16 protein-coding genes are annotated in these 21,239 nt (G+C 53.2%); 12 read left to right on the top strand and 4 right to left on the bottom strand.

Annotated elements, in window-relative coordinates:
* The first annotated feature begins 3 nt into the window (after window positions 1–3).
* The 7 genes from QWJ20_RS05455 to QWJ20_RS05425 all read left to right on the top strand — a co-directional run bounded on the left by QWJ20_RS05455 (window position 4) and on the right by QWJ20_RS05425 (window position 7,668).
* Entirely contained in the window at window positions 4–1,650 is a 1,647-nt protein-coding gene (locus tag QWJ20_RS05455) for a multidrug ABC transporter permease/ATP-binding protein (protein WP_433992026.1), read from the top strand.
* A gap of 206 nt (window positions 1,651–1,856) precedes the next feature.
* The gene (locus tag QWJ20_RS05450; RefSeq protein ID WP_433992025.1) at window positions 1,857–2,906 is read left to right on the top strand and encodes a type II asparaginase; all 1,050 of its coding nucleotides are present in this window, start codon (window positions 1,857–1,859) and stop codon (window positions 2,904–2,906) included.
* A gap of 282 nt (window positions 2,907–3,188) precedes the next feature.
* Window positions 3,189–3,710 carry a shikimate kinase AroL gene (gene aroL, locus QWJ20_RS05445; RefSeq protein WP_433992024.1) on the top strand — a complete coding sequence of 174 codons (522 nt, stop codon included), beginning with the start codon at window positions 3,189–3,191 and terminating at the stop codon, window positions 3,708–3,710.
* A gap of 140 nt (window positions 3,711–3,850) precedes the next feature.
* Complete coding sequence (gene ppnP, locus QWJ20_RS05440; RefSeq protein ID WP_039485395.1) at window positions 3,851–4,135, top strand: pyrimidine/purine nucleoside phosphorylase; 285 nt, start codon at window positions 3,851–3,853, stop codon at window positions 4,133–4,135.
* A 277-nt stretch (window positions 4,136–4,412) separates the two neighbouring features.
* Window positions 4,413–5,693, top strand: a complete 1,281-nt coding sequence (locus QWJ20_RS05435) for a nucleoside permease (RefSeq protein ID WP_433992023.1) — start codon at window positions 4,413–4,415, stop codon at window positions 5,691–5,693.
* Window positions 5,690–6,691, top strand: a complete 1,002-nt coding sequence (locus QWJ20_RS05430; RefSeq protein WP_433992022.1) for an ADP-ribosylglycohydrolase family protein — start codon at window positions 5,690–5,692, stop codon at window positions 6,689–6,691. The genes QWJ20_RS05435 and QWJ20_RS05430 overlap by 4 nt, the downstream gene beginning before the upstream one ends.
* The gene (locus QWJ20_RS05425) at window positions 6,691–7,668 is read left to right on the top strand and encodes a PfkB family carbohydrate kinase (RefSeq protein WP_433992021.1); all 978 of its coding nucleotides are present in this window, start codon (window positions 6,691–6,693) and stop codon (window positions 7,666–7,668) included. The genes QWJ20_RS05430 and QWJ20_RS05425 overlap by 1 nt, the downstream gene beginning before the upstream one ends.
* Here the strand turns inward: QWJ20_RS05425 and QWJ20_RS05420 are convergent.
* On the bottom strand, window positions 7,642–8,388 hold the full coding sequence (locus QWJ20_RS05420; protein ID WP_205556278.1) for a GntR family transcriptional regulator: 747 nt from the start codon (window positions 8,386–8,388) through the stop codon (window positions 7,642–7,644). The two genes, QWJ20_RS05425 and QWJ20_RS05420, sit on opposite strands and share 27 nt — an antisense overlap.
* A gap of 537 nt (window positions 8,389–8,925) precedes the next feature.
* Between QWJ20_RS05420 and QWJ20_RS05415 the strand changes: the two genes are divergently transcribed.
* Complete coding sequence (locus QWJ20_RS05415) at window positions 8,926–10,716, top strand: methyl-accepting chemotaxis protein (protein WP_174868813.1); 1,791 nt, start codon at window positions 8,926–8,928, stop codon at window positions 10,714–10,716.
* Between the two features lie 109 nt (window positions 10,717–10,825).
* Here the strand turns inward: QWJ20_RS05415 and rdgC are convergent, their stop codons facing one another.
* Window positions 10,826–11,755, bottom strand: coding sequence for a recombination-associated protein RdgC (rdgC, locus tag QWJ20_RS05410; protein ID WP_039485408.1), 930 nt, complete (start codon window positions 11,753–11,755; stop codon window positions 10,826–10,828).
* Between the two features lie 289 nt (window positions 11,756–12,044).
* On the opposite strand from rdgC, the gene mak reads away from it, so the two are divergent.
* Entirely contained in the window at window positions 12,045–12,956 is a 912-nt protein-coding gene (mak, locus tag QWJ20_RS05405; RefSeq protein WP_433992020.1) for a fructokinase, read from the top strand.
* An 18-nt stretch (window positions 12,957–12,974) separates the two neighbouring features.
* Here the strand turns inward: mak and QWJ20_RS05400 are convergent, their stop codons facing one another.
* Window positions 12,975–16,658 (bottom strand): AAA family ATPase, encoded by a 3,684-nt coding sequence (locus tag QWJ20_RS05400; RefSeq protein ID WP_433992019.1) that lies wholly within the window; start codon window positions 16,656–16,658, stop codon window positions 12,975–12,977.
* A complete protein-coding gene (sbcD, locus tag QWJ20_RS05395; protein WP_433992383.1) occupies window positions 16,655–17,893 on the bottom strand; it encodes an exonuclease subunit SbcD in 1,239 nt (412 codons plus the stop codon). Before sbcD ends, QWJ20_RS05400 begins: the two co-directional genes overlap by 4 nt.
* A 294-nt stretch (window positions 17,894–18,187) precedes the next feature.
* On the opposite strand from sbcD, the gene phoB reads away from it, so the two are divergent.
* From phoB to QWJ20_RS05380, 3 genes are read left to right on the top strand one after another with little or no spacing between them, the layout of a single operon-like run.
* On the top strand, window positions 18,188–18,877 hold the full coding sequence (gene phoB, locus QWJ20_RS05390) for a phosphate response regulator transcription factor PhoB (RefSeq protein ID WP_005975981.1): 690 nt from the start codon (window positions 18,188–18,190) through the stop codon (window positions 18,875–18,877).
* Between the two features lie 27 nt (window positions 18,878–18,904).
* Window positions 18,905–20,227: a phosphate regulon sensor histidine kinase PhoR gene (phoR, locus tag QWJ20_RS05385; RefSeq protein ID WP_095698746.1), complete on the top strand. Its 1,323-nt coding sequence runs from the start codon at window positions 18,905–18,907 to the stop codon at window positions 20,225–20,227.
* A 15-nt stretch (window positions 20,228–20,242) separates the two neighbouring features.
* Complete coding sequence (locus QWJ20_RS05380) at window positions 20,243–21,181, top strand: PstS family phosphate ABC transporter substrate-binding protein (protein WP_433992018.1); 939 nt, start codon at window positions 20,243–20,245, stop codon at window positions 21,179–21,181.
* The last annotated feature ends 58 nt before the right edge of the window (window positions 21,182–21,239 follow it).

Raw genomic sequence — 21,239 nt, 5'->3', positions numbered from 1 at the left:
GTTATGGAGTTGCTCCGCATTGTTTACCAGCAGTACCGTTGGCCTTTCCTGGCCGTTATCCTGTTAAGTCTGTTGAGTGCTGCGCTGGGCATTGGGCTTATTGCCTTTATCAACCTGCAATTGATTGAAACGGTCAATCAGTCGTTGAGCGTATTGCCGCAATTTCTGGGCTTGCTGTTGCTCCTGATGGGCGTCACGCTGGTGTCGCAATTGGCGCTGACTACGCTGGGGCACCATTTCGTTTACCGCCTACGTGGGCAATTTATCAAGCGTATTCTGGACACTAACATTGCCCGTATCGAACAGATCGGCAGTGCGCAGCTGCTTGCCAGCTTGTCCAGCGATATCCGCAATATCACGATTGCGTTTGTGCGTCTGCCGGAGCTGATTCAGGGCATTGTGCTTACCATCGGTTCGGCCGCTTATCTGGCCTGGCTCTCCCCCAAGATGCTGGTGGTGACGTCCGTTTGGATTGCGATAACGCTCTGGGGCGGTTTTATGCTGGTTTCCCGCGTGTATCGCCACCTTACTCAGGTGAGGGAAGCGGAAGATCGTCTTCAGAAAGATTACGAAACGGTGATTAACGGGCGTAAAGAGCTGACGCTCAACCGTGAACGGGCGCAGAAGCTGTATGAAGAGGTTTATCAGGCCAATGCGCAGGATTACCGACAGAACGTGATTCGTGCCGACACCTTCCACCTCAGTGCGGTGAACTGGTCGAACATTATGATGCTGGGCGTGATTGGCGCGGTCTTTTTCATGGCAAACAACCTCGGCTGGGCGGATACCAACGTGGCGGCGACGTACTCACTGACGCTGCTGTTTTTACGCACGCCGATGCTTCAGGCCGTTGGCGCACTGCCGACGCTGCTGAGTGCGCAAGTCGCGTTTAATAAGCTGAAACGTTTCGATTTAGCGGATTATCAGGAACCGTTTTCTGCTGCGGCTGCCCCTGCTGGCTGGCACACGCTGGAACTGCGTGACGTGGTATTTCGCTATGACGATTCCGGCTTTGAAGTCGGACCGATCAATCTGGTGATAACGCGTGGTGAACTGGTGTTTCTCATTGGCGGCAACGGCAGCGGAAAATCGACGCTGGCGATGCTGTTGACGGGGCTCTATACCCCGGTTTCCGGCTCGCTGCTGCTGGATAACCGCCCCGTTACGGCGGAAACGCGCGAGGATTACCAACGGCTATTCTCTGCCATCTTTACCGATTTCCACCTGTTCGGGCAGATGATGGGGCCGCAGGGAACGGAGCCGGATACGGCGCTGGTCGATAGCTGGCTGGATCGCCTGAACATGCGGCATAAGCTGACGCTGGAGAATCATCAGGTGATGAACTTACAGCTTTCTCAGGGGCAGCGTAAGCGTGTGGCGCTGCTGCTGGCCGTCGCCGAACAGCGGGACATCCTGCTGCTGGATGAATGGGCGGCCGATCAGGATCCGCAATTCCGCCGCGTGTTCTATCTTGAGCTGTTACCGCAGCTGCGCGCATTGGGGAAAACGATTGTGGCGATCAGCCATGACGATCACTACTTTGAATACGCCGATCGCCTGCTTGAAATGCATCAGGGAACGCTGTCAGAACTGACGGGGGAAGCGCGTGAACAGGCCTCGCAGGATGCCGTGGCGCAGATTAGTCGGTAACGTAAATCGGCGCGGCGGAATGCCGTGCTGTGAGGCATCACACATCGTTAACGTGAAGTCTGACGGGCATATATTAATTCGTTGAGTTCTGGGGCAGAATAAGCGCCAATGTTGGCAGGCTGCTAACAGAGTGGACGTTTTTTACTTACAGATCAGGCACCTGACGTATCTGGTCTGCCACTTAACTCAATAAGTTGGTATAGGTTATGAAAAGGATATTTAACGCATTATTCGTTGTTGTTTTTGTTTGTTTTTCGTCTCTGGCAAATGCGGCAGAAAATCTACCTAACATTGTCATTCTGGCAACAGGCGGTACGATTGCAGGTTCCGCTGCGGCCAATACGCAAACCACAGGGTATAAAGCCGGTGCGTTGGGTGTAGAGACGCTGATTCAAGCAGTGCCAGAGCTGAAAACGCTTGCCAATATTTCGGGCGAGCAGGTTGCCAGCATCGGCAGTGAAAATATGACCAGCGACGTGCTGCTGAAGCTGAGCAAGCGCGTAAACGAGCTGCTGGCGCGCAGCGATGTTGATGGCGTGGTCATTACGCACGGTACGGATACGCTCGACGAATCACCTTACTTCCTGAACCTGACGGTGAAGAGTGACAAACCGGTGGTCTTTGCCGCCGCGATGCGTCCGGCAACGGCAATCAGTGCCGACGGCCCAATGAACCTGTACGGCGCAGTAAAAGTGGCAGCGGATAAAAACTCTCGCGGTCGCGGCGTTCTCGTCGTACTGAACGACCGTATTGGTTCTGCCCGTTTCATCAGCAAAACCAACGCTTCTACGCTGGATACCTTTAAAGCGCCAGAAGAAGGTTATCTGGGCGTGATTATCGGTGACAAAATTTATTACCAGACGCGTCTGGATAAAGTTCACACCACACGTTCCGTATTTGATGTGACCAACGTAGATAAACTGCCAGCCGTTGACATTATTTATGGCTATCAGGATGACCCTGAATACATGTACCACGCCGCTATCAAAAATGGCGCGAAAGGTATTGTCTATGCGGGTATGGGCGCAGGCTCGGTATCCAAGCGCGGCGATGCGGGCATCCGTAAAGCGGAAAGCGCAGGCGTTGTTGTTGTGCGCTCCAGCCGTACCGGCAGCGGTATCGTGCCACCGGATGCGGGCCAGCCTGGTCTGGTTGCCGATTCTCTGAGCCCGGCTAAATCACGCATTCTGCTGATGCTGGCACTGACGAAAACGACGAACCCAGCGGTGATTCAGGATTATTTCCACGCGTATTAATCGTCTGATCGGTTTGTAGTGTGATAGCCCCGCCTTTAAAAGCGGGGCTTTTTATTTCCCGTCATCCCATTTTTACTTTTAGTTATTCAACTTTTCGTTTCCACTGAGAAGTCACTTCCCTCTCTGTTGATTTTATCGGTATGATTCAGCCCACGACAAAGCAGGTAATCACCCCTATTTATCTTTGATACCCGAAATAATTCGAGTGGCGGGACTGCCTACGCGCGTCCAGCTTGAAGTATGGCGGAGCGGGTGAATTAAAGAAGAAGGATTCGTCATTACATGACACACCCCATTTTTATGGTTGGTGCCAGAGGCTGTGGGAAGACCACCGTTGGGCATCAACTGGCGCAGGCGTTAGGATATGACTTTGTCGATACCGACCTGTTTATGCAGCAGACCACCAATATGACGGTGGCTGATGTGGTTGCGCAGGAAGGATGGCATGGGTTCCGCCAGCGTGAAAGTCTGGCGCTTCAGCAGGTGACGTCCAACCGCTGCATCATCGCGACAGGCGGCGGTATGGTGTTGGCGGAAGCCAATCGGCGCTTTATGCATGATAAAGGCACCGTCATTTACCTCCATGCGGATGCCGAACTGCTGGCCCAGCGGCTGGAAGAAAACCCGCAGGATAACCAGCGGCCGACGTTGACTGGTCGCCCTATCGCCGAGGAAATGGCTGATGTACTGGCCGCGCGCGAGGCGCTTTATCGCGGTGTTGCGCACCACGTCATCGATGCATCGCAAACGCCGGAAGCGATTGTGGCAAGCGTGTTGAAAGCGCTGCGCTCGTCGGCTGCATAGGTCGGTGAGCCGGATACTGGTAAAATAATCACCAGTCAGTGTTACCGAACACCAACTTTCAATGAATAGATCGTGACAGTGGCTCGACTCTCCTTTTAAGATGAATTTCCTGAATTTTTTCGATGATAGGGTGCCGCGCTATGCTGAATGTAAATGAGTATTTTGCAGGGAAGGTCAAATCAATCGGTTTTGAAGGCGACAGCATTGGCCGCGCCAGTGTCGGCGTCATGGATGCGGGTGAATACACCTTTGGAACCGCACAGCCGGAAGAAATGACGGTGATCACCGGAGCATTGAAAGTACTGCTGCCAGGCGCACCGGATTGGCAGGTTTTCACACCGGGAGAAACGTTTTTCGTTCCGGGAAAAAGTGAATTCAATTTGCAGGTGGTCGAACCGACCTCTTATCTGTGTAAGTACCTGTAGTGTAAGTACCTGTAATAGCTATTCTCTCTCTGTAGAGTAGATCATTCTCGCCGCGTTATGTACGACATAACGCGGCGTTTTTTATCCTAGTCCTGCCTCATTCCTCTTGTTACTCCCCAACGCGGTTAGCGCCTTTCTCTGCCATTCTTCCCCTGATGGTAATAAATAATGCTGCAAAAATGTTAAGTAGCTCAAGTAATGAACGCAAAGGTATTTAAAAGGTATTATTAATTGGTGTTTTAAAGGTGTACCTTACTCTGTCATGAAGGATGTAAATATGAAAACTACAGCAAAGCTGTCGTTCATGATGTTCGTTGAATGGTTTATCTGGGGAGCCTGGTTCGTTCCACTCTGGCTTTATCTGAGCAAAAGCGGATTTACGGCGGGTGAAATCGGCTGGTCGTATGCCTGTACTGCGATTGCCGCGATTCTGTCGCCGATTCTGGTGGGATCGCTCACCGATCGCTTCTTTGCCGCGCAAAAGGTGTTGGCGGTACTGATGTTCGCCGGGACGATACTGATGTACCTGGCGGCGCAGCAAATGGAATTTATGTATTTCTTCCCGCTGCTGTTGGCCTATTCGTTGACCTACATGCCGACTATCGCACTGACTAACAGCATCGCTTTCTCGCATGTTGCCGATGTAGAACGGGATTTTCCACGTATCCGGGTATTGGGAACGATTGGCTGGATCGCCTCCGGGATCGTCTGCGGTTTTCTGCCGACATGGCTTGGATTTAGCGATATTTCGCCCACCAATGTTCCGCTGATGATTACCGCTGCTAGCTCCGCGTTGCTCGGCTTCTTTGCGTTTTTCCTGCCCAATACGCCACCCAAAAGCACTGGCAAGATGGATGTTAAAGTCATGCTGGGGCTGGACGCGCTTGTGCTGCTGAAAGACAAAAACTTTCTGGTGTTTTTTGTCTGCTCCTTCTTATTCGCGATGCCGCTGGCGTTTTATTACATTTTTGCCACGGGCTTCCTCACCGAAGTCGGCATGAAGAATGCGACAGGCTGGATGACGCTGGGCCAGTTCTCTGAAATTTTCTTTATGCTGGCGCTGCCGTTTTTCACCAAACGTTTTGGTATTAAAAAGGTATTGTTGCTGGGGCTGGTGACGGCGGCTATCCGCTATGTCTTCTTCGTCTACGGCGACGCTTACCACTACTTCACGTATGCACTGCTGTTCCTCGGCATTTTGCTGCACGGCGTGAGTTACGATTTTTACTATGTGACCGCTTATATCTACGTTGATAAAAAAGCGCCGGTGCATATGCGCACGGCCGCGCAGGGACTGATTACGCTCTGCTGTCAGGGCTTCGGTAGCCTGTTGGGATATCGTCTGGGTGGCGTGATGATGGAGAAACTTTTCGCCCACGGTGAGCCGGTGAACGGCCTGACCTTTAACTGGACCGGTATGTGGCTGTTTGGTGCGGTGATGATCGCAATTATTGCGCTGATCTTTATTCTGTTTTTCCGTGAATCGGATAAGACGATCTCGACCATTGATGTCGACGGTGCAAAAAACAAGCATTTCAGTACAGAGGAAAGCAAATGAAACAAGAACGTATTCTCGGTGCCTTATACGGCCAGGCTTTAGGGGATGCGATGGGCATGCCATCGGAACTGTGGCCCCGAACCCGCGTGAAAGCGCATTTCGGCTGGATTGATCGCTTTTTACCCGGCCCGGCGGAAAACAATGCGGCGTGCTATTTTGGCCGTGGCGAGTTTACGGATGATACCTCGATGGCGCTGAGTCTGGCCGACGCCATCATTGAATGCGATGGTGAAATCAACGCCGATGCGATTGGTCGCCACATCCTGAAATGGGCGGAATCGTTCGATGCATTTAATAAGAATGTGCTCGGCCCGACTTCTAAAATTGCGCTGAAGGCGATTCGACAGGGCACACCGGTCAGCGAGCTGGAAAATAATGGTGTCACGAACGGCGCGGCGATGCGGGCTTCCCCGCTAGGCTGTCTGCTGCCTGCGCACGATCTCGATGAATTCATCGATCAGGTGGCGCTGGCATCCAGCCCGACACATAAATCTGATTTGGCAATTGCGGGAGCGGTCGTCGTTGCCTGGGCTATTTCCCGGGCAGTTGACGGCGCCAGCTGGCAGGAGATTGTCGATGCGTTGCCGTCTGTGGCACGCCACGCGCAGGAAAAGCGTATCACGACGTTTAGCGCCTCCCTTGCCGCACGTTTGGAGCTGGCGCTGAGTATCGTGCGCCGTGCAAACGGGACGGAAAGCGCCAGCGAGCAGCTTTATCAGCTGATTGGCGCGGGAACGAGCACCATTGAATCCGTTGCTACCGCCATCGCGATGGTGGAATTGGCGCAGACCGACCCAAATCGCTGTGCGATTCTGTGCGCCAACCTCGGAGGGGATACCGACACTATCGGGGCGATGGCAACCGCAATATGCGGTGCGCTGCACGGCGTCACGGCGATTGATGCCGCGCTGAAGCAGGAGTTGGATGACATTAACCAGCTTGATTTTCGTCGCTACGCCAGCCTGATTCAGCAGTATCGCTCAGCACGGGAGGCGTGATGAAGGCCAGCGAACTTGCTGCAAAACTGGATGGGCTAACGACGCGTCAGCCGCTGACCATCATTGGGGCGGCGGTGATTGATGTGATTGCCGATGCTTACGCTCTGCCGTATCGCGGGTGTGATATCGAACTGAAGCAGCAAAGCGTGAATATTGGCGGCTGTGCCTTGAATATTGCCATTGCGCTTAAACGCCTTGGGATAGCCGCACAAAACGCCTTGCCTGTCGGGCAGGGCGTGTGGGCGGATATCATTCGTCATAGTCTGGAAAAGCAAAATATCACCACGGTGGTACAAACCGATTCGGGAGACAACGGCTGGTGTCTGGCGCTGGTTGAACCGGACGGTGAACGGACTTTTATGTCCTTCAGCGGGGTTGAGAATCAGTGGAGCGACAGTTGGCTGGCATCGTTATCCGTCGCATCGGGGAGTTTGGTCTACCTTTCTGGCTATCAATTGGCGGCACCGTGCGGTGAGCGCCTGGTGAGCTGGCTGGAAAATTTGCATAACATCACGCCATTCATCGATTTTGGCCCACGCATTGCCGATATACCGGCAAGCCTGATGGTTCGCATTATGGCGCTTCACCCCGTGGTTTCCCTTAATCGTCAGGAAGCGGATGTGGCGGCGGACCTGCTCGGCGTGTCGGCTGATGTACAAACGCTGGGAAGAGCCTGGCGGGAAGCCTACCGTGCCCCAGTGATTATTCGTCAGGACAAAGCGGGAGCGTGGTATTTCGACGCGGCTTCTGAAGGCATTATCGCGCCGTTTCCGGCAACGGTGGTGGATACCATTGGGGCAGGGGACAGCCACGCGTGCGGAACGCTGGCTGGCCTGGCGGCTGGGTGGTCGCTGGCCGATGCCGTCACGCTGGGGAACGCCGTTGCGGCCTATGTCGTGAGCCACCGCGGCGGAGACTGCGCGCCGACGCTGGCTGAACTGCGTACGCGGTTACTCCTCGCAGACGAAAACGTATAGATCGCTGCGGCAATAGCTGATGCTGTACTCAATGGGCCGGTTCTGCGGGTCGAGCGCAATTTGCTTGATGACCAGAACCGGCACTTTATTATCAAGCTGGATGTGTGACTGAAACTCGGCATCGGGCATACGGGCGCTGACGCGGCTGCGCGTACGCTGTGGATTGATATTCTGGCTACGAAAATAGTCATAAAGCGAGACGCCGATATCTTCAGCGTCAGCGATCAGATCAACAGGAACATACGATTCTTCAATCGAAACGGCGTCCTCATCCACATAGCGAATACGTTTCAACAGAAAAACGGGTGTGTCTGGCGCAATAGCCAACTGCTCGGCCACTTCCTTGCTGCTTTTTACGATTTGTTTGTTTACCCACAGCGTATTGGGTTTTTTGCCCCGCAGCACGACCTGTTGTGAAAATCCGCGCGCCTCTTTCAACGAATATTCGAAAATATTATTGATTTGCGTCCCGTAGCCGCGCACGCGGGTCACAACGCCTTCTTCTTCCAGCGTCTGCATCGCTTTGCGCACGGTAATGCGGGATACGCCGGCTAACTGACTCAGGTCACGTTCTCCCGGCAGAATATTGCCATGTTCCAATGCACCGCTGCGCACTGCATTTTTTACCGTTTCGGCAAACTTTAGATAGAGTGGGGTATTATCTGCTGTCGCAAAGCGCTGAGTAAGCTGTTCTATTAATCGAGTATGCGCGTGTTCCATTCTTCTCTGATCCTGATCGGTTTGCGTAGAGGTAATAATACCACTGGTATTATTACCTCTATACTGAAAATGGCAATCGCGGCGTTGCCACATAAAATAAAGTATATTTAGTGATTTTTAGCATGTTTACCTGTCACGAAAACGTCATCTATTCTTTGTAACGCTCATCATTAATTCCATATATGAGTTATTTTATTTAATGGTGTTTATTAATTAATAGCGTAAAAGAATGTCGTAGTTATTAGGAATAATCCCATGATTGTTAAAATACAACAGATTACGGCATTCACCGATAATTTTATGTTATGGGGGTGAATAAGTTTTTTGTTCTTTTTATTTTCTTTAAACTGGGTTTTTGTGTTGGTTTGTTGGTTGGAAATCCATTTGGTGTCTTTTTTTGTATAAAGGTTTGGTTGAACGTATTAATTATTTTTCTGCGTTTTAAGATAAATGGCGGTTGTGGAATGTGATCGCATTCAAGTTTTATTTTGCTGTGCCGTTATGGATAGTATAACTATTCTATGCAAAGAGTATTTTATGCTGAAAACGACTCGCTCCCGCATCCTTGCGGCCTGTTCGACAATTGTTGTGCTTTCACTTGTTATCAATACCTTTCTTAATTACACCATCGCCAATAACGCTAATAAGGAATCGATCCAGAATACGCTGAATGCGGTAGCTACTAGCCATAGTATTGCGATTAGCGACTGGGTTGCTTCTAAAACGCTGATGATCTCTGCGTTGCACGACCGTGTCATGACTGATGAGGATCCGATTCCGCTGTTTAAACAGATTGCGGCATCCGGTGGCCTCCTGAATGTGTACATGGGTTATGCCAATGGCACGGCTAAGTTTGCCGATTCTGGCGGTATTCCTGCCGATTACAACCCAACGATCCGCCCCTGGTATCAGCAGGCGGTGAAAGAGGGCAAACCGCTGGTCACTGCCCCCTACGTTGATGCGGTGACGAATACGCTGGTGGTTTCTTTCGTTGCTTCCGTGGTGGACGGCGGAACGGTCAGAGGCGTCGTCGGTAGCGATGTCACGATGAACAGCGTGATTGAAAACGTAAAAGCGATTAACCCAGCCAAAGATAGCTTCGGTGTTCTTATCGAGCGTAGCGGTCTGATCATTGCTCACCCGGATGAAAAACTGACGCTGAAAAATATCACCGACATTGCCCCTGGGATTGATCTGAACGACATTCTTTCCGCCGATAGCGCCCGCGATGTGGATTTTTCTGGGTCGACAAAGCTCGTGGTTGCAAAACCGATTGCTGGCACGAACTGGTTCATGCTGGTGGCGTTGGATAAAGCCGAAGCGACAGCGGGCATGCGTTCTCTGCTGTCTACCTCTGTGATCACGCTAGTCGTTATCGCTCTGCTGGGCACGCTGGTGATTGGTTTCATCATTGCCTCAGCGCTCAAGCGTCTGCTGCAAATCCGCGATGCGATGGATGATATCAGCAGCGGTAATAACGATCTGACACAGCGTCTGCCGGATGAAGGGCATGATGAAGTGGCGCAAATTGCGCGCTCGTTTAATATCTTCGTCGATAAGATCAGTCAGGTAATGATGCAGATTCGGGATATCAGCGCATCGCTTCAGGTCGCGGCGGATGAAATCTCTGCGGGGAACAACGATCTCTCTGCGCGTACTGAATCTGCGGCGTCGAGCATTCAGCAAACCGCAGCCTCGCTGGAAGAAATTTCTGCGGCGGTCACGCAGTCGGCAGGTTCTGCACAGCAGGTTAACGCCAAAGCGCTGCTGCTGTCGAAAGATGCCGGTACGGGCGGAAAAGTGGTGTCCGATGTGATTGTCACGATGGAAGAGATCGTGGTCGCGTCTGGCAAAATCGGCGATATCATCGGTGTGATCGATGGCATTGCATTCCAGACTAACATTCTGGCGCTTAACGCCGCGGTAGAAGCCGCGCGAGCAGGCGAACAGGGGCGTGGTTTCGCCGTTGTTGCTGGTGAAGTTCGCAGTCTGGCACAGCGCAGTGCGCAGGCCGCAAAAGAAATTAAAGAGCTGATTGAAGCGACGGTCTCCAGCGTGACCTCTGGCTCCGTGCAGGTTCGTCAGGCCAGCGACACGATGAATGAAATTGTCGGCGGCGTCTCTACGGTAAGTTCGGTGATGTCTGAAATCACGCATGCGGCAGATGAGCAAATGCGTGGCATCAACGAGATCAACAAAGCGGTCGCGCAGTTGGATTCGATGGTGCAACAAAACGCCGCGCTGGTGCAGGAATCTGCTGCTGCGTCGGGTGCGTTGCAGTCACAGGCTGAAGAACTGAACGCCGTTGTCGGGGCATTCCGAGTTTAACGGGTTCAGGCACTAAAGAGGTATTGCCCGCCAGAACGCTGGCGGGCAATCGCCGACTGTATTAACAATCGACAGTACTAATAATCAACAGTACTAACAATCGACAGCATTAACGCTGAGCTTCTCCGCCCAGCGCCTCAATCAGATTCGCAACCAATGCCGCCAGCTCGCTGGTCATCAAAATAAAATCGGCATCAAACCGCTGAGCAAAATCTTCCCGATCGATATCGTCGTTTTGTTCCCGCAGTGTATCGGAGAACTTCAGGCGTTTTACCGAACCGTCCTCAGACAAGACCAACTGAATCCGTTCCTGCCAGTCCAGCGCCAGCTTGGTAACCAGTTTGCCAGCTTCAATGTGTACGGCAATTTCATCGCAGACCAAATCCTGTTTTTTACAGCGGATAACGCCGCCGTCTTCCAGAATGGCTTTCAGCTCTGCTTCATCCTGTAGCGCAAAACCTGCCGCTGGTTCACCGGAGCGAACCCACTCGGTCAGCGTCAGTTCGATAGGATTTTCCATCGTCAGTGGTACAACAGGCAGCGAACCCAGCGTTTTACGCAGCAGTGCCAGCGTATCTTCCGCTTTTTTGGCGCTGGCAGCATCGACCATAATCAGGCCGTTAACCGTATCGATCCACAGCCAAACCTGACTGAAACGGCTGAATGCACGCGGCAGTAGGCTATGCAGCACTTCGTCTTTCAGCGAGTCTTTTTCGGTTTTTTTCAGCTTGCGGTGCTGTTCCGCTTCCAGACGTTCAATCTTGGCCTGAAGGGTTTGCTTGATGACCGGGGACGGCAGGATTTTTTCTTCTTTGCGGACGCAGATAACGATTTGCCCATTAACGACGTGCGTTAAGGCATCGCTATGCGACCCCATCGGCGATACCCAACCCGTTTTCATCATATCCTGACTGCCGCACGGGGTGAACGCGAAAGCGCTGAGCCGTTTTTCCAGTTCATCCGCAGATAAAACGTTATCTTTGGACAGCACGCTGTCCCGGCTTAGGCGGTAAATCATTAAGTTCTTAAACCACAACATGGTGTTATCCCTGACTGGGCGCGCAGGTTTGCACGCGGGTTTGTAATGTTGCGCGCATGATAACGAATTCGAGACGGTTATGTGGAATAAAATACCGGGATTCAGAGGAATACCTATCACGCTTTGAGTGGCAGCTGATTGGTTTCTCTGGTTATACCCGTCATACTTCAAGCGACATATGCGTTGGCTGCACGACTCGAATTATTTAGGGTTTCTATCTATAAATCAGAACGTTTTCAGGTCGGTAGTGAATTTACTCTGGCCTATTTACAACACGCGGGGAGACATCATGAGAATCGGTATCGATCTAGGCGGGACGAAAACGGAAGTCATTGCGCTGGATGATGAGGGGCAGGAACGTTTTCGGCAGCGTATGCCGACGCCAAGAAATGATTATCCGGAAACGCTGCGGACTATCGCCACGCTGGTGGAGATGGCTGAAAAAGCGACCGGCTCTCGCGGCAGCGTCGGTGTGGGAATCCCCGGTACGCTGTCGCCGTTTACCGGTAAGGTAAAAAATGCCAACTCCACCTGGCTCAACGGTCAGGCGCTGGATCGCGATCTCGCCACGCTGCTGAATCGGCCTGTGCGGGTTGCCAATGACGCGAACTGTTTCGCGGTTTCAGAAGCGGTTGACGGTGCCGGGGCTGGGAAGCAGACCGTCTTCGCGGTCATCATCGGAACCGGCTGCGGGTCGGGTATTGCGCTGAACGGTCAGGCTCACGTCGGCGGCAACGGTATTGCGGGTGAATGGGGACATAACCCGCTGCCCTGGATGGATGACGATGAGCTGCGCTATCGGCAGACGGTTCCCTGCTACTGCGGCAAGTCCGGCTGTATTGAATCCTTTATTTCCGGTACGGGATTTGCGCTGGATTACCAACGCCTGAGCGGTCAGCCGCACAAGGGCGAGGCGATTATTGCCTTAGCGGAGCAGGGCGATCCCATTGCAGAACTGGCGTTACAGCGCTATGAACATCGTCTGGCAAAATCGCTGGCGCATGTGATTAATCTGCTCGACCCCGATGTCGTGGTGCTGGGGGGCGGAATGAGTAACGTTGCTCGCCTTTATCAAACCGTGCCGGAAAAGATTAAACCGTGGATCTTCGGCGGCGAGTGCGAAACGCCCGTGCGCCAGGCCATACACGGCGACTCCAGCGGGGTACGCGGAGCCGCCTGGCTTTGGCCGAAGACGAAGTAATTGCAGATCGAATGATGGCTAAACGGCGTACTGCGGCGCCAGTCGGCTGACGCCCAGCCCGTTAATCTTCTGCACCTTGATCTGTACCGGAATTCGTTCTTTCATGGCTTCGACATGGCTAATAACGCCGATGGTTTTACCGGAGGCGTTCAGGTTATCGAGGGCATCCAGCGCGATATCCAGCGTCTCGGCATCCAGCGTGCCAAAGCCTTCATCTAAAAACAGAGAGTCGATGCTGGCTTTATGGCTGACCAAATCGGATAGCGCCAGCGCCAGCGACAAACTCACTAAGAAGCTCTCGCCACCGGACAGCGTACGCGTATCACGCTCGGCGTCCGCTTGCCAGGTATCCATCACCAGCAGTTCCAGATCGTCGCCGGGTTTCCGTTTCAGCATATAGCGCCCATGCAGGCGGGAAAGCTGGAGATTGGCAAGATAAACCAGATGATCCAACGTTAGCCCCTGAGCAAACTTACGGAATTTATGCCCGCTTTGTGAGCCGATGAGCGTATTAAGACAGCTCCAGTCGTCATACATTTGCTGACTTTGGGCGATCTCATTGAGCAAATCCTGCTGGTTCTGGCGATGTTGTTTATCGTCAGCCAACTGATGCTGGAACTCGCCCTGCTGCCGCAGGTTCGCTTTCAGTGTTTCATCCAGCGCTGCCAACTGCTGCTGTACCGCTTCTTGTGTGGCGTCTTCCGTCAGGGAAGCGGGGCGCTTTTGTTGATGGGCGAGCAGCTCACGTTCAGCCTGTTGGTGAAGGGCCGCCGCCTGCTGCAAGCGCTGATACAGTTCTTCCTTCCATGCCTGCAACGTCTGGCGTTCCTGCTCATCAAGCAGCGCATTGAGGAACGTGGCTTCATCGGCGAAAGTGCTTTGTTGCAAAGCCTGACGAAAGCGTTCGGTTGCACTCTCATGCTGGCGCGTGCTTTGTTCATAGTGCTGCTGCGTGCTAGCCAGCTCTCCCGTCAGACGGCTCAACGTCGTTTCGGTTTGCTGACGAGCTGACAGGGCCAAGCGCAGTGCATCGTCATACTGTTGACTGGTGTGCTGTAGCTGTTCGCGCACGGTGGCGATTTGTCTGTCGCCGAAAAGTGCCAGTCGCTCTTTTTGGCTCGCGTTGAGCAACGCGAGGAGCTGTTCCACGTGCTGTTGCTGGGTTTGGAGCTGTTGTTTTGCCTCGGTCACGCTGCGATTCAGATGCTGAAGATCGCTTTCCAACGTGGCAAATAGAGGAACTAAGCGAGATTGCTCCTGCTCTTTGGTTTTCCAGATCTGCCACTCGTTCTCGCGCTGAGCCAGCCAGTCATTCTGTGCGTCGGCTTCAGGTAGAACAAGGCTTAAGGTTGCCAGCGTCTGCGTGATTTCCTGAGTGTGCTGCGTGATCTGCTGGTGCACGTTTTGCAGCGACTGCTCGATTTCTTGCTGCGTAACGCTTAGCGCAGTTTGTTGCTGGGTATTCAGCGCGATTTTCTGGTCGAGTTCCCGCTGCAATGCCTCTGCGGCAGTCAGTAAATCCTTACTTTCCTGCCACTGTTTTTGCAATTGCTCGCGTGCGGTAATCTGCTGTCGAATAGCCTGTTCTTCGGCTTCATTTTGCGTAAGCCAGACTGCGATCTCATCCGGTTGTTCCAGCGTGTAGTTAACTTGTAAGCGCTCACTGACATCTTGCCACTGTTGCAGCAGGGCATGATGTTCGCTATCGAGCTGAGCGATCTCCTGTTGCAGCTGTTCCCGCTGTTGTTCTAGCAAGGCCAACTGTGCAGTTGAATTCGCCAGCGCTGTCGTTAACTGGTTTACTTCCTGTTGTAGCGACGTCAGGCGGCTTTGGGTTTCAGACGGTTGCAGCGCCTGATAGCGTTCGATAGCGGGGTGCTCGGTTGAACCACATAGCGGACAGGCGTCTCCGGCCTGTAGCCGCTGGCGTTCGGCTTCCAGCTTAACGATACGCTCTTCCTGCCGGAGCAGAGTTTCCAGATCGACCAGATGCTGGCTTCGCTGCTCATGCTCAGACTGCTGCCGTTTCTTCAAGATTTCTGACTGGCTGATATGCTCTTGTACTTCACCCTGTTTGGTGAGGTACTGCTGCTTGCGCACATGCAGACGCTGGAACTGGTCGCTGATTGTCGCGAGCCGTTGTCGTTCAGCACGCTGGTCAATACGTTGATTAAACTGCTGTTGCAGGGCGGAAAGCGGCTGGTGCGCTTCCTGCTGTTGCCGTGTCTCATCGTGTTGCATGAACTGCTGACGGGCTGCATCAACGACTGCTTGTTGTTCACACTGTTGTGCCACCAGCGTCACAGTCTCTTGCTGTAGCACTGCCGACTGTGCGGTGTGCCGCGCCTGTTTTTGCTTCAGGTTCTCTTGCTCGTCCTGAAGCTGGCGCAACTGTCTGAACTGGGTGCGCCACTGAGGAAGTTGTTCTCCCCACTGCTGATGATGCGCGTGTTGCTGGCGGTAAAACTGAATCTGTTCAAGCTGCTGTGTAGCCTGCTGCTGTTCCGCCGCTGTCTGGGTTTGTTTGCTTTCATCGGTGTGCAGACGAACCTGCGTTTTTGCCAGTTCGTCCTGTTGCTGCGCGTTTTGCTGCACCAACGTGGCAATGCGATGGTCAAGTGGCACAACCTGTTCGTTGATCACCTGTTCTTGCTGCTGCCGTACCCGTTTGTGCTCATTAACCTCCAGCTCTGCTTTTTCTTCCTGCTGGCGTAGCGCGGTTAACGTCACCTGCTCGGCGGCCTGCTTCCCGGTCAGTTGTTCAATACGCTGTGCCAGCGTAAGAGATTCCTGTCGATAGCGCTCTCGTTCCTGATGTAGCGGCCTCAGTTTTTCTGCTGGTTCGCTGTGAGTTAATCTGTCGAGCTGCGGTTTAGCCTGCTGAATGGCGGATTCGGCACTCGCATGCTGCGCCTGCATGTTGGTTAGCTGCGTGTGCTGCTGCGTCAGTTGCTCAAACCAGCGCAGCGTAGTCAGCGCTTGCTCACGTTCAACGTTGCCCCGTTGCTCTTGCTGGATCAGCGCGGCAAGCTGTTCTTCCACCTGCTGACGTTGCTCATCGGTCAGCAGTTGAATGCCTGATGCGCGCGCCTGTAGCGTGTTCAGTGCGACGTTTGCCTGCTTGTGTTTGTCATAGACGCGTTCGGAAATCAGGCCATAAATGTCCGTGCCGGTCAGCTCTTCCAGCAGTTCCGCTCGGTCGTCTGCTTTGGCGTTGAGGAAGGCGGCAAATTGCCCCTGCGACAGCATCATGGATCGCGTGAAGCGGCCGAAATCTAGCCCGGTGAGCTGTGTGATCATCTCTTTCTTATCATTGAGCTTTTCACACAGAATTTTGCCGTCTTCAATGAGCGCGAGTTCAGCCTTGGGAGACTGCAAATTGCCGTCTGGCGCGTTTCTTGCCCGGCGCTGGCTCCAGAAGGCGCGATATCCGACGCCTTTAACTTCAAACTCTACCTCGGCAAGGCACTCTGCGGTATTACGCGTCATCAGGTCATTCTGGCTGGCGGAAAGCAGGCCAAGCCGTGGTGTTTCGTGATATAACGCCAGACAGATCGCATCCAGCAGAGTGGTTTTCCCCGCGCCAGTCGGGCCAGTAATGGCAAATAAGCCGTTGCTGGAAAACGGCTCCTGCGTGAAATCGATCTTCCATTCGCCTTTCAGTGCATTAAGGTTCTTTAAGCGCAGACTGAGAATCTTCATTTGGCCGTCTCGCTATTTTCCAGTTCATCAATAACCTGATTAAACAGCGTGCGAACACGCTGCTGGCGGCTGTCTTCCATGTCTGTCTCCGTTACCAGACGACGTTCAAAAACGTCATGTACGCTCAATTCGTTCAGCGTTTCCTTGTCCTGTCGGGTAATCGCCTGCAGGCGCTGTTCACGCGTGCGGCGCAGCAGCAGCACCTCTACGGGCAGGTTTTCGGTCATCGCCTGAATGCGTTTTTGCATGTCGCTCAGATAATCCTGCGTGTTGATTTCAATATCCAACCACACGGGTTTATCGCCCTGATAGTTCTGGAAGGTGGTCAGCTGTTTTTCAATATCGCTCAGGCTGCCTTTAATCAGCTGCATCGGCTGAGTCATGGGAATCGGCAGGATGTCTATCTGCGGAGGTGTTTGCGGTGATGCGTCAGATGAAAAACTGACCAGACAGACGGATTTTTCACTGTTTAGTTCATCAAAACTCAATGGGATCGGCGAACCGCTGTAGCGAATATGCTCGCTTTGGGTCACGCGCTGCGGGCGGTGAATGTGGCCGAGCGCGATATAATCCGCAGGAGGAAAAGCCTGAGCAGGGAAGGCATCGAGCGTACCAATATAGATATCGCGCACGGATTCCGAGGCGGTCGCACCAATCGTCGTCAGGTGCCCGGTTGCGATAATCGGCAGCGGCAGGCCAAGCTCGTCGCGCTTTTGGCAAGCGAGTTGATAACACTGCTGGTAGTGCGCGGTAATCGCTTCCTGTAGCGCCAGCTGTTTTTCATCCCCGGATTGCCCGGCTTTGCTGGTTAACACATCGCGCGGACGTAAAAAAGGAATCGCGCAGAGCAGGGCACCGGGCTGCTTTTGACGGTTTTCCAGCAGAAGCACTTGTTGGGCTGGATCGTCGCTGGCGCAGGCAATCACTTTCGTGTTCAGGCAGGCAAGCAGCTCGCGGGATTCGTTGAGCATCGCGACAGAATCGTGGTTACCGCCGAGAACGATGAGCTGGCAGCCTGTGCGCTGTAGCGCGACCACGAAGCTATAATACATTTCTCGCGCATAGCTGGGGGGCGAGCCGTTATCAAAAATATCGCCAGCAACGATAATGGCATCGACCTGATGTTGTTCTACTTGAACGATAAGCCAGTTTAGAAAAGCCTGATGCTCAGCAGCGCGACTTTTGGTATAAAAATATTGCCCTAAATGCCAATCGGCGGTGTGGATAATGCGCATCGTGTTCTCTCGATATTCATGCCGCGTGGCGGTGGATGACGTTGTCATTATTTATTATGTGAAAGGGTGTGTCGTCGCCATGGTGCTTTGTCATCGTAATGCCATGATTATATATAGCAGGGATGGCGGCTGTCGCGGTGGAATCAGGTGTTTGGAAAGCAGCTCGAAAAATCGGATGTACGCGCTGTAACAATCGTGCAGAGCGGTCCGTGCGTTTTTCATAAATCTGTCATAAAACTGACGCATAATGCCTCCGCCTGCTAACAGCGACGATGATTAACGACAGGATTAACAATGGCAAAACGCATATTAGTCGTGGAAGATGAAGCACCAATTCGTGAAATGGTCTGCTTTGTACTGGAACAAAATGGTTATCAACCCGTTGAAGCTGAAGACTATGACAGCGCGGTAACGCAACTGTCGGAGCCATTCCCGGAACTGGTGTTATTGGACTGGATGCTGCCAGGCGGGTCGGGCCTGCAATTCATTAAGCATATGAAGCGCGAGGCGCTAACGCGTGATATCCCGGTGATGATGTTGACCGCGCGTGGCGAAGAAGAAGACCGCGTGCGCGGGCTTGAAGTGGGAGCGGATGATTACATTACCAAACCGTTTTCACCCAAAGAATTGGTGGCGCGTATCAAAGCCGTCATGCGCCGCATTTCACCGATGGCAGTGGAAGAAGTGATTGAAATGCGTGGCTTGAGCCTCGATCCTTCCTCACATCGCGTGACGACCGAAGAGCACGCGTTGGACATGGGACCGACGGAATTTAAACTGCTGCATTTCTTTATGACGCATCCTGAACGTGTTTATAGCCGGGAACAGTTGCTGAATCACGTTTGGGGCACTAACGTTTATGTTGAGGATCGTACTGTCGACGTCCATATTCGTCGCCTGCGTAAAGCGCTGGAAACCAGCGGACATGACAAAATGGTGCAAACCGTTCGGGGAACGGGCTACCGTTTTTCAACGCGTTACTGAGGTGATCGTAACCGGAGACACATTAACGTGCTAGAACGTTTATCCTGGAAAAGGCTGGCATTGGAGCTAGCTTTTTTTTGTTTGCCCGCTTTACTGCTGGGGCTGATTTTTGGCTATCTGCCCTGGTTTCTGCTGGTCGCCGTATTAGGCTTACTGTGCTGGAATTTTTATAACCAGCTAAAACTCTCTTATTGGCTGTGGGTTGACCGCAGCATGACGCCACCACCTGGTCGCTGGAGCTGGGAGCCGCTGTTTTACGGGCTCTATCAGATGCAGTTGCGTAATCGACGCCGACGTCGGGAACTGGCGCTTCTGATTAAGCGGTTTCGCAGCGGTGCCGAATCCTTACCCGATGCCGTGGTGATCACCACCGAAGAAGGCACGATCTTCTGGTGTAACCATCTGGCGCAGCACCTGTTGAATTTCCGCTGGCCGGAAGATAACGGTCAGAATATCCTCAACTTATTACGCTATCCCGAATTCACGAATTACATGAAAGGACAGGATTTTAGCCGTCCTCTCACGCTGCAGTTGAATAATTCCCACCATGTTGAATTCCGCGTGATGCCCTATTCCGAAGGCCAGCTACTGATGGTGGTGCGTGATATTACGCAAATGCACCAGTTGGAAGGCGCCAGACGTAACTTTTTTGCCAACGTGAGCCATGAACTGCGTACGCCGCTGACGGTGTTGCAGGGTTATCTGGAAATGATGCAGGAAGAAACGCTTGATGCGGCGCTGCGCGGGAAAGCGCTGAATACCATGCAGGAGCAGACCCGACGCATGGACGGGTTGGTCAAACAGCTGCTCACCTTGTCCCGTATTGAGGCGGCGACGGCAATCGATCTGAATGAAAAGGTCGATATTCCATTGATGCTGCGCGTACTTCAGCGTGAAGCGCAGACGCTGAGTCAAGGGCGACATGAGATCGTCTTTCGTGTGAACGAAAGCCTCCGCGTGTTTGGTAATGAAGAACAGCTGCGCAGTGCGGTATCCAATCTGGTGTATAACGCGGTCAACCATACGCCAGAGGGAACGCGTATCGAAGTCTGCTGGCAGAAGATCCCACAGGGCGCACAGTTTCAGGTCAGCGATAACGGGCCGGGCATTGCGGCCGAGCACTTGCCGCGCCTGACGGAACGTTTTTATCGGGTGGATAAGGCGCGTTCACGACAAACCGGCGGTAGCGGCTTGGGGCTGGCGATTGTTAAGCATGCGCTTAGCCATCATGATTCCCGTCTGGAAATCATGAGTGAGGATGGGCTGGGCTCACGTTTCGTCTTTACGTTGCCGAATCGGTTGATTGTCCCTGCCTCTCTGGCTGAAAATACGGTGAAACCTTCAGCCTGACGGAAAACGCTATCTATGACATCCGCCACTCGTATTGCGGGCGCTTTTTTACTGCTGCTCAGCGCGTTGTGCTCCGCGCAGCCTCGCCAGATGTTGGCGGGTAACCTCTCCAGCGCGGGGTCGGATACGCTGGCTAACCTGATGGCCTTTTGGGCGGCGGATTTCAGCCAGCATTACCCGAACGTGAATTTACAGATTCAGGCCGCTGGGTCGTCCTCTGCGCCGACGTCTCTGGCATCGGGTGCCGCGCAGCTTGGGCCGATGAGCAGGGCGATGAAGGCCAGCGAAGTTGAGGCGTTCGTCCAGCATTATGGCTACCCGCCGCTGGCGGTGCCGGTGGCAATGGATGCGTTGGTCGTGCTGGTCAATCAGGATAACCCGCTGCCGGGGCTGAACTTGTCGCAGTTGGACGCCATCTTTTCGATTACGCAGCGCTGCGGTAACCACCAGCCGATAAAACAGTGGGGCGATCTCGGCCTGCACGGCAATTGGGAAAAACGCACGCTACTGCGCTATGGACGAAATTCTGCGTCGGGAACCTATGGGTTCTTTAAGCAAAAGGCGCTATGCCGTGGCGATTTCCTTCCTCAGGTTAATGAGTTGCCGGGTTCGGCGTCCGTTGTGCAGGCAGTTGCGGCGTCAACCGATGCCATCGGCTATGCCAGCGTGGGCTTTCGTACCAGCGGCGTGAGAATGCTGCCGTTAGCCGCACAAGGCACCGACTACATTTATCCCTCGACTGAAAATATCCGCAGCGGTTTGTATCCCTATACCCGTTATCTCTATATCTACGTGAACAAGGCGCCCAGCCAACCGTTGGAAGCGCTGACGGCGGCATTTTTAGCGCGAGTGCTGTCTGAAACGGGGCAGTCGTTGGTGAATCAGGATGGTTATTTGCCACTGCCGGAAGCAGCGCGTCATCAGGCGCGTCAGCTGATTGGCCTGCCGGAATAATTTCTCTTTCCACTACGAATTTGCGATGTTTTCACGTTACATGAACTTTCTTCACGTG

This window comes from Pectobacterium sp. S5 (assembly GCF_051707265.1).
Lineage (GTDB): Bacteria > Pseudomonadota > Gammaproteobacteria > Enterobacterales > Enterobacteriaceae > Pectobacterium > Pectobacterium polare.
Note: the sequence above shows the minus strand (reverse complement) of the source record. Positions and strands in the feature narration are given on the sequence as shown.

Excerpts from the sequence above, each read along its gene's own strand:
- QWJ20_RS05455 (WP_433992026.1), top strand. The coding sequence starts at position 4 with ATGGAGTTGCTCCGCATTGTTTACCAGCAGTACCGTTGGCCTTTCCTG.
- QWJ20_RS05450 (WP_433992025.1), top strand. The coding sequence starts at position 1,857 with ATGAAAAGGATATTTAACGCATTATTCGTTGTTGTTTTTGTTTGTTTT.
- aroL (WP_433992024.1), top strand. The coding sequence starts at position 3,189 with ATGACACACCCCATTTTTATGGTTGGTGCCAGAGGCTGTGGGAAGACC.
- ppnP (WP_039485395.1), top strand. The coding sequence starts at position 3,851 with ATGCTGAATGTAAATGAGTATTTTGCAGGGAAGGTCAAATCAATCGGT.
- QWJ20_RS05435 (WP_433992023.1), top strand. The coding sequence starts at position 4,413 with ATGAAAACTACAGCAAAGCTGTCGTTCATGATGTTCGTTGAATGGTTT.
- QWJ20_RS05430 (WP_433992022.1), top strand. The coding sequence starts at position 5,690 with ATGAAACAAGAACGTATTCTCGGTGCCTTATACGGCCAGGCTTTAGGG.
- QWJ20_RS05425 (WP_433992021.1), top strand. The coding sequence starts at position 6,691 with ATGAAGGCCAGCGAACTTGCTGCAAAACTGGATGGGCTAACGACGCGT.
- QWJ20_RS05420 (WP_205556278.1), bottom strand. The coding sequence starts at position 8,388 with ATGGAACACGCGCATACTCGATTAATAGAACAGCTTACTCAGCGCTTT.
- QWJ20_RS05415 (WP_174868813.1), top strand. The coding sequence starts at position 8,926 with ATGCTGAAAACGACTCGCTCCCGCATCCTTGCGGCCTGTTCGACAATT.
- rdgC (WP_039485408.1), bottom strand. The coding sequence starts at position 11,755 with ATGTTGTGGTTTAAGAACTTAATGATTTACCGCCTAAGCCGGGACAGC.
- mak (WP_433992020.1), top strand. The coding sequence starts at position 12,045 with ATGAGAATCGGTATCGATCTAGGCGGGACGAAAACGGAAGTCATTGCG.
- QWJ20_RS05400 (WP_433992019.1), bottom strand. The coding sequence starts at position 16,658 with ATGAAGATTCTCAGTCTGCGCTTAAAGAACCTTAATGCACTGAAAGGC.
- sbcD (WP_433992383.1), bottom strand. The coding sequence starts at position 17,893 with ATGCGCATTATCCACACCGCCGATTGGCATTTAGGGCAATATTTTTAT.
- phoB (WP_005975981.1), top strand. The coding sequence starts at position 18,188 with ATGGCAAAACGCATATTAGTCGTGGAAGATGAAGCACCAATTCGTGAA.
- QWJ20_RS05380 (WP_433992018.1), top strand. The coding sequence starts at position 20,243 with ATGACATCCGCCACTCGTATTGCGGGCGCTTTTTTACTGCTGCTCAGC.